A 7,333-nucleotide genomic window follows, 5' to 3' on the forward strand; every position below is an offset into this window, starting at 1 on the left:
ACTGCGGCCAGTGCGTCGGCCCGGTCGATGAGCCGATCGGGGGCCCGAAACTGCACGCGCTTCTTATCGGTGCTCATAATGTGCACATTGTGAGCCAACGCACTTAGCCGTTTTCGTGTGTACGATGTGAGCGTCACTTGGTCGAGCGTCACTCGGCTACGAGATGCTCTTCGAGATCACGCGTCCAGTACGTTGCGAGCCCCCCTGGACTACAGTGCTCGCACAGTTGCAACGGGCCTTCGAGGTGCCCCAGTTCCACACGGAACCGGGTGAGCGCTGCGAGCGTGTCAACGACGAGCCCACACCCGTCGCAGGCGTGGTGATCGTGCTCCTCGGGATCCGGCCGTTCTTGGACGGCACAGTCGACACAGATTGGGTGGGTGACCCGTTCGTCCTGCCCCCACGTATGCGCCTCGCCCATTTCTGACCCTGGCAGCTTCTCGCAGAACGCACACCCGGAAAGCGTCTGTTGCATCAGTTGTCCTCCGCGTCTCTGGCGGCTCTCCATCCGCGATGGAACACGGCGAGCTGGGTGATCGAGTCGAAGGCCTCGCCACTCGGCTCGTGGACGAGAATACGTTGGTCAGGGACCGGCGTCACCACATCGTCCTCAATGAGTTCATCAACGAGACGGCGGGCACTCCGCTCGTCGACGTCCGCCGTCGAGACTCGGGCCGCATCCCGGTCCTGGGCAACGAGTTCGGTTTCGAGTCGTTCGTAGTCGTCTGTCGTATCGTCGAGGATATCAGGTCCAGTCATGGAAGCTCACGCTCTGGACGCGCTTCGAGCGCGCCTCACGCCGTCCGGCGCAGACAAACTCACTGGTGGGAGCGTGCCGACAGGCGGGTGACTGACTCGGACTCTCGCCATATTAACCAACACTCTCCGAAACCCATCCCGTCTGTTGGTTAATCTTTCTGCACCTCCACCGACCTCTTTCAGTGACTGTGGGCCTGCTTCACCACACCGGAGCCACTCCACCGGAAGCACCGAAGCGTTTGTATACATTGCACACGAAGTAAACAGTATGGGAACGATCTCGACACGCGTGCCCGACGAGTTAGAGGCTGAACTCGAGGCGTATCTCGAAGACGAGAAGCTCGACCGGAGCACGGCCGTTCGGAAACTCCTCTCCGAGGGACTCGAGGAGTGGCGTCGCGAACGGGCCCTCGACCAGCTTGCGGCAGGCACTGTGACGTTTAGCAAGGCGGCTGAGCTGGCAGGGATGTCCGTCTGGGACTTTGCACAACTCGCCAAAGAGCGTGATATCACTTGGGTGGCGGACGATCATCTCGACGCGGATCTTGAGGCGCTGTGAATGTGGGTCTTCGACGCCACGCCGCTCATCTACCTCGCGAAGGTCGACCGTCTCGCGCTCGTCCAGCATCTTGAAGCGTCGTGCGTACTCCCGGAGCGCGTCTACGAGGAGGTCGTCGAAACTGGTCTCGAGCAGGGATATCCGGACGCCCGTCGTATCGAGCGCAGCGTCGACGCCGACAGGTTTGATATTGTGTCTGTTGAGACCACCCCGCTGCTGTCCCGCCTCCAGGATAATAGCAACCTCAGCGATGCCGACGTCGCTGTTCTCGCCTGCGCCGATGCCCACGATGGCGTGGCCGTGATGGATGAGACGTACGGTCGTGACGTTGCAGCGGCCGAGGGAATCACAACCCGGGGGACGGCATATCTCGTGCTGAAACTCGCTAGCGAGGGGACGATCAGTGTCGACGATGCCCGAACCGTGATTGATGCGATGATCGACGAGGGCTGGTACTGCGCCCCTGACGTCTATGCGAAGATCATTCAGAAACTCGAGTCACTTGCGGACTGATGTGTCCCCGTTGCGGAACGGAGAGTACGCTCCATAGCGAGGATGCGTTCTCGTTTCGGTCTGTTAGAGTGCGATCACGAGGCCTGTCACGAGTGAAACGAGTACGAGTGCCAGCCACGTCGTCCGCGCTGCGAGACGCCGCCAGCACCGCCTCCCCAGCTGACGAAATTGATCACGGAGGGCTGCCCGCCGTTCCGTTTCGAGGACCGCGACTTCGTCGTAGTAATCGCGGCGCTCTGCGGGAAGCGTCCGGAGTGTCGTCTGGCACTCGCTGCAGGTGTATTCGAACTCTGCCCGGACGTGCTGGCGGCGGAACTCTTGCTCGCCGCCCTCGTCGTAGCCTGTGATCTCGTACACGAGGAGTTTTGAGACGAAGCGACGGTTCCCACACTCCGGACATTGGTCCATCCTGAGCGTTGGTGTTCCATCCTCGCTGCTCGTATCGTCTGGCCAGGATGTCTGTGGCTCTGTGTCCTCGGTCTCTCGGGGTGGGCTCGTGTGGTTTTCTGACGGCGATGCACTCGCTGTCTCGGAGTTACTGAACGTCGACATGGATTCACCTGTGACTGCACTCAGCTGACACCAGGCTGGACACCACGACGGCTCTCCTGGTGGTGCCCATCGCGCTGAGCGCCGTCACCCTTGGTCGGCGCGATAAACGCCACTGCGGGGGAGTCGTCTAGTCGTCCCACAGTACTGCAATCCGGTCTTCGATCTCGTCGAGGACGAGTCGCAGGACATCACGATGATCGGTCGGCCAGGAGTCATCGTCACCGGGCGTCGGGGCGGTGGGCGGGGGATGGAAGTGGTCGCGCGTATTGTGGGGGTTCGGATGCCGATCCCATCGACATTCCCAGGTGTGCTCCGAATGGACCTCTCGATAGTGGAGTTTGAAGTCGTCGTTCGTGTACCAGCGGACAGTCAGGGTTGCGTTGTCGACGGACGCTGGGTAGTATGACGATGTAAAGACGACCTGAAGCTCGAGATGGCCGTTTGCATCCGTGATGGCCGCGTGGGAGACTTGCCTCGTCGCTTGGAGCCGTGTCTGAAGGAACTCGAGGATGGGGCGATCGATGGGGGCAGGGGTCCCGCCATCGCCTGTCGGTGGCACCATCGAACGGGCTACCCGGATGCCTGTTCGCGTTCGCTACCCGTGCGTTGCTGGCGGGCGCGTTCGTAGCGGTCCCGCTCCTCGTGGGCGGTCGCCCAGTCGGCGAGGTCGCTGTACACGTCGTCGATGGTTTGCTCATCGCTGGCCTCCGCGGCGGCGACGGCATCGACGGCGGCCGGTGACGCGGCGTCGTACGCCTCCTCATACTCGGTGATACGCGTCGTCAGCTCACGAACGCGATCCTGCAGGTCTTCGACGGAGTGGTCGGCTGCGAGCTGGTTGATGCGTCGCCACTCGAAGTACGCGTCGTTGCGCTCGTAGGTGGCTGGATGGCCGTCGTGTCGGGTGACAATACCGAGGTCGTCGAACCACCCCAGATACTTCCGGGCGGTCTTGGGGTCACAGTCGGCGCTGTCGGCGATCGCGCTCGCCGTCGTCGGCTCGCGGGTTTGCAGGATGGTCCCGTAGATGCGCTGTTCGACGTCGTCGCTGCTGAACGGCTCCTCGAAGGGGGGCGGGCCATCGGCGGCGTCTGTCTCGGACATACGTGGGCTTGTAGATTAAAGGATATAGTTCTTACTTCGAGGAATAGTTTCCTGAACTGCAATATCCTGCGGTAGCCCCCATTTCACGGCGAGACTCAGCGTAGTTAACCAACAAGCAGCGTGATATGGCGAGCCTGTTGGTTAATTTCTCAGCTCACGGAATCAGAAGGCTCGAGGGAGGACTTCTCGGATGAAGGTGACGCGGCGCTACTACTCGGACTGGCCACCGAAGAATCGACTCAACATAGAGGGTGATTCTGAATCGTCATCGGTCTCTCTCGCAGTACCGGAGTCTTCCTCGTGAGACTGCGCAGTCTCCCTGTCACGGGTTGCGAGTTCGTCGGTGAGCCGCTCGATCTCTGCTTCGAGAGTCTCGATCCGCTCAGTCTTCTGTTCGAGTGTTGCCTCGAGTTCGTCGACGCGCTCGCTCAACAAGCGGTTTTTCTCCGTCAGGTACGCACGACTCCGGTCTGCCTCGTCAGGTGTCCCGCCAGCTGTGACCTCGTCAGGTGTGCCGTGGGGATCTGCGGCGTCGTCGCCGGAGTCCGGGTTGTAGAACTCCGACGTGGTTGCAATCGCTCGCTCGATGGTCTTCTCGCCGTACGTCGACCCGTCAGCGTAGTGGACCTCGTCCCACTTCTCCCGCATCAATCCCGACTGGCGGAACAGTTGATCCATCTGCCTTTGGTCACCACCGGTCCAGAACGCCAGCAAACAGCACAGCGCCATGTCGGCCTCGGACTGACTGTCGTAGCCAACCGTATTCCCGTTCCAGAGCCGCTCGAACTTCTCGCCGTTCGATGCGTTTCGCGCTTTTTCGAGGAGGTCCTCGTCTTCGAGGTCGACGTCAACGTCGGCTGCACCGGTCGTCGGTGATCGGTCGTCAGCGTCACCACGCTGTTCGGACTCGGGTGCTGTGTCACGGTCGGTGTCCTGGACGTACTCACGGTGAATCGCTGTGAGCGCGTCCTGCCGGCGTGCAACGCGCGTCGGTGTCCGCTCGACGTGATCGCCAGTGACGGTGAAAAAGCGTGCCGTGTCGTACAGTTCGACACTCCCGCGCCGGTTCCGCCCGTCGGGGAGTGTGCCGGTAATCAGGACGTGATAGCCGGTCCCGGACGGTGACACCTCCGTATAGGAGTCGAGTCGTGTGATGATGTCCAGCGCCGCGTCGTCGACGTCGTCTGTCTCGGGATCGCGGCAGTCGTCCAGATCGACGCCGACGATGGGATCGTCGTCAGTAAACACGAACCCGATGCCATCGGCGTGCTCTGTCTCGGTGTAGTCGAGTGCTGTCTCGAAACCCGCCCAGGTCTCCGACTCGGTTGCTGACGCGAATCCCCCATCTCCCGGCGTTACCGGAATTTTCGTCGGCTTGCCGTCTCGCTCCTCTTCGCGCCAGCACACCCACTGCTCGCGTTCGCGCAATGTCTCCGGAATTGCCTCCGGCTCGTCGATCAGAGGCTCACTCATTCTCACACAGCACCTCGCATGGCTCTCACTGGCTCTGAGCCAGCACAGAACTCACTCTGCTGTACGTCGCGATCCAATCCCTTGGTCCCAACGGGGATCCCCCGTTCTATCCTAGTTGGTTGTTGGGTGGAACACCCGCCATAGCAGGTTAAAAATCGCTGGACGTGAGAGTGTTCCACCCATTTCGCTCGGTTCGTTGGTGTTCCACCCATTGGGAATTTGGGTGGAACATACCGCCGTCGGGTGATTCCCGACCTACGAATTTGATCGGATGGAGTCATGATTCTGTCTGGGTGGAACAGGTCTCAAGAAGTCCCGATGATATCGGGAATTGGACCGTGTACGTCCATTTCATGACTCAGGTTCCTCCTCAGAGCGGATGCGGACACCAGTGTAATGCGGGACGGGTTCCCCGTTGATTCGCTTCTTCGTTGAGTCCACCTCGATATGGGTGTTGAGCTTCCGTGTGAACCAGCTCTTATTCAGCGGATCATCGATGCCGTGTGCCTCTGCCCAGTCGGTGTAGAGACTGAATACGTCATCTTTCGGCACGGCTTCATCCGCGTCTTCGATAAGATAGTCGTCGACGAACGCTTCGAACGACGGTGGCGATTGGGCTTCCTGCTTCTCTTCGACCGGCTCATCGGCCTGGTCGGTCTGACTGGGTGGTTCGTCAGCGGTCGCTGATTCGGGCGATACCGGACGGAGCGACCCGTCGGTGATTGCCGAGAGTGGCCGCTTCTCACCGTCTTCATACACGACCGATTCCGCCTCATCGTGAAGGATGACGATGCCGTACGTCGAACGTGTGTAGTCTGGTACGGGCAGTTCGGCTTCGGGGACGAATGGCTTCTTGACACGTACCCAGTCGTCCTCGAACGCCGGTTTCGTCTCGTAGATGTGTTGCTCACCGTGCTCGTATACGACGTACTCGTCGGCAGCGTGATCGTAGCTGTAGATGGCCGGAACACGATCTTTCGAGAGTTTTCCAAGCGACGGGAGGCGGATGTGTTCCGTCCCGCTGGCATCACGAAGGACGATTTCGTCGCCATCACGCTGCCAGATGTTCTGGGTACCGTTCTCGTCGTCGGTCGCCGGCCGCACGGCCGTCACTCCACCTTCTTCGGTTGCTCCGCCGTTGAACGTGAGATTCGAGTCAGTCGTGTAGAACCGCGTCTCACTATTCTGGAGGGTGCGGACGGGTGGCGTGAGAATGCCGTCGACACGCTCGGCCCACTCATTTTCGTCGTTTCCTGGTCGAACGACAAATAACGGGATATCCCCTGCTTCTTGGGCTTTCCGGAGATTCGTGAGTACCTTCGCAGGATTCTCGGGTGTCGTCGTTTCGACTTCGATGGCGAATCGGTCGGCAACGTCGGGATGCCTCGCCCTCGCGTCAGGTTTCTCGCTGCCATCCTGTGCGAGAATCGAGACGGTGAAACCGAGTGCGGTGAGCTCTTCTTCGATCTGGCGGAGTGCTGCGTCGTGGGCACTCCCACCAGCGGCCTGCACGCCACCAGTATCGGGTGTCGCGACCTCTTCTCCGGCTTCAGTGAGCCGGATGCGGAGTTCGTCAGCGTCGATATCGACGGTCGTATCGAGGTATCGTGATCGTTCTCGGATGTCCGCGAGTGCATCATACGACGGCGGCTCGGCGTCAACGTCGTCGAAGAGCCGTCTGAGTTCGTCGTCAACTGCTTCAACGGCTACCCAGCCGTTCTCCTCGCGGCACCCCTCTCGAAGCTGAAGACTCCGAACCACCTTCGCAATCGCGACGTCCAGGTCGTCACTCCCGATATCGAGGACCTCGTGTACGTCGACAGGTGTTCTCGTTGTTGAGGCGTCTGTTGCAGCAGGCACGCCGTGTTCGTCACTGATGTGCTCGTGCATCGAGGAGAGTGTCTCAGTGAACTGCTCCTCTTCACGCTCAGTGAGCGGGGATTCGCTTTCGGGGTGCCCCGGTGGAATCGGGAGTGGTTCGAGACTGAACGGATACGGCCCTGTTTCACCGAACGTCGGGCTTGGCAGGCTGGCGATCCACTCTCCGCGCGGCAACGAACGAATCCGATTGGCGAAATCCGCAGGGTCCATCTCTTCGTGGGCCATCGCTCGTGCCAGTTCCCGGTCGACGTTGATTTTCCCAATGAGCGAACTACCGATGTTGTTCAGAGCGTTCAGGTAGATCTTCCGCCCGCCTTCGGCCTCCATCTGTTCGGGGAACTGCATCGACAGGCCGACAGAGAGCCGGAATCCTCGTCCTTTCTCGAGGAGATCGTTCATGATGTCGGAGACCACGACCGATGCTGCCTCGTCGACGAGCAAGTTCACGACGTAGTCGTCCGAGTGCTGGGAGAGCGCCTGTTTGCGGTCCTT

The 7,333-nt window shown here is 60.5% G+C and carries 9 protein-coding genes; 2 read left to right on the forward strand and 7 right to left on the reverse strand.

Going from position 1 to position 7,333, the window contains the following annotated elements:
- Positions 1-148: 148 nt before the first annotated feature.
- A complete protein-coding gene (locus ACQUQ1_RS21350) occupies positions 149-475 on the reverse strand; it encodes a DUF7558 family protein (RefSeq protein ID WP_435066240.1) in 327 nt (108 codons plus the stop codon).
- The gene (locus ACQUQ1_RS21355; RefSeq protein ID WP_435066241.1) at positions 475-759 is read right to left on the reverse strand and encodes a hypothetical protein; all 285 of its coding nucleotides are present in this window, start codon (positions 757-759) and stop codon (positions 475-477) included. Before ACQUQ1_RS21355 ends, ACQUQ1_RS21350 begins: the two co-directional genes overlap by 1 nt.
- Positions 760-1,027: 268 nt before the next feature.
- On the opposite strand from ACQUQ1_RS21355, the gene ACQUQ1_RS21360 reads away from it, so the two are divergent.
- Together ACQUQ1_RS21360 and ACQUQ1_RS21365 are read left to right on the forward strand one after the other, a co-directional pair.
- Positions 1,028-1,318, forward strand: coding sequence for a UPF0175 family protein (locus ACQUQ1_RS21360; protein ID WP_011571395.1), 291 nt, complete (start codon positions 1,028-1,030; stop codon positions 1,316-1,318).
- A complete protein-coding gene (locus ACQUQ1_RS21365) occupies positions 1,319-1,831 on the forward strand; it encodes a DUF3368 domain-containing protein (RefSeq protein ID WP_435066242.1) in 513 nt (170 codons plus the stop codon).
- Positions 1,832-1,894: 63 nt separating this feature from the next.
- On the opposite strand, the gene ACQUQ1_RS21370 is transcribed toward ACQUQ1_RS21365, so the two are convergent.
- The 5 genes from ACQUQ1_RS21370 to ACQUQ1_RS21390 form a co-directional block, all read right to left on the reverse strand.
- A complete protein-coding gene (locus ACQUQ1_RS21370) occupies positions 1,895-2,383 on the reverse strand; it encodes a hypothetical protein (protein ID WP_435066243.1) in 489 nt (162 codons plus the stop codon).
- Positions 2,384-2,510: 127 nt separating this feature from the next.
- Entirely contained in the window at positions 2,511-2,945 is a 435-nt protein-coding gene (locus tag ACQUQ1_RS21375; RefSeq protein WP_435066244.1) for a hypothetical protein, read from the reverse strand.
- Positions 2,946-2,953: 8 nt separating this feature from the next.
- Positions 2,954-3,487, reverse strand: a complete 534-nt coding sequence (locus ACQUQ1_RS21380) for a DUF7342 family protein (RefSeq protein WP_435066245.1) — start codon at positions 3,485-3,487, stop codon at positions 2,954-2,956.
- Positions 3,488-3,697: 210 nt separating this feature from the next.
- The gene (locus ACQUQ1_RS21385; RefSeq protein ID WP_435066246.1) at positions 3,698-4,960 is read right to left on the reverse strand and encodes a phage NrS-1 polymerase family protein; all 1,263 of its coding nucleotides are present in this window, start codon (positions 4,958-4,960) and stop codon (positions 3,698-3,700) included.
- 351 nt (positions 4,961-5,311) lie between these two features.
- On the reverse strand, positions 5,312-7,333 hold a 2,022-nt coding region (locus tag ACQUQ1_RS21390), incomplete at its 5' end, for a primase-like DNA-binding domain-containing protein (RefSeq protein WP_435066247.1).

Source organism: Halobaculum sp. EA56 (assembly GCF_051195075.1).
Classification (GTDB): Archaea; Halobacteriota; Halobacteria; order Halobacteriales; family Haloferacaceae; genus Halobaculum.

What these genes read in the sequence shown, in the direction of transcription:
- ACQUQ1_RS21385 (WP_435066246.1), bottom strand. Translation starts at nt 4,960, where the DNA reads ATGAGTGAGCCTCTGATCGACGAGCCGGAGGCAATTCCGGAGACATTG.
- ACQUQ1_RS21375 (WP_435066244.1), bottom strand. Translation starts at nt 2,945, where the DNA reads ATGGTGCCACCGACAGGCGATGGCGGGACCCCTGCCCCCATCGATCGC.
- ACQUQ1_RS21365 (WP_435066242.1), top strand. Translation starts at nt 1,319, where the DNA reads ATGTGGGTCTTCGACGCCACGCCGCTCATCTACCTCGCGAAGGTCGAC.
- ACQUQ1_RS21360 (WP_011571395.1), top strand. Translation starts at nt 1,028, where the DNA reads ATGGGAACGATCTCGACACGCGTGCCCGACGAGTTAGAGGCTGAACTC.
- ACQUQ1_RS21350 (WP_435066240.1), bottom strand. Translation starts at nt 475, where the DNA reads ATGCAACAGACGCTTTCCGGGTGTGCGTTCTGCGAGAAGCTGCCAGGG.
- ACQUQ1_RS21355 (WP_435066241.1), bottom strand. Translation starts at nt 759, where the DNA reads ATGACTGGACCTGATATCCTCGACGATACGACAGACGACTACGAACGA.
- ACQUQ1_RS21380 (WP_435066245.1), bottom strand. Translation starts at nt 3,487, where the DNA reads ATGTCCGAGACAGACGCCGCCGATGGCCCGCCCCCCTTCGAGGAGCCG.
- ACQUQ1_RS21370 (WP_435066243.1), bottom strand. Translation starts at nt 2,383, where the DNA reads ATGTCGACGTTCAGTAACTCCGAGACAGCGAGTGCATCGCCGTCAGAA.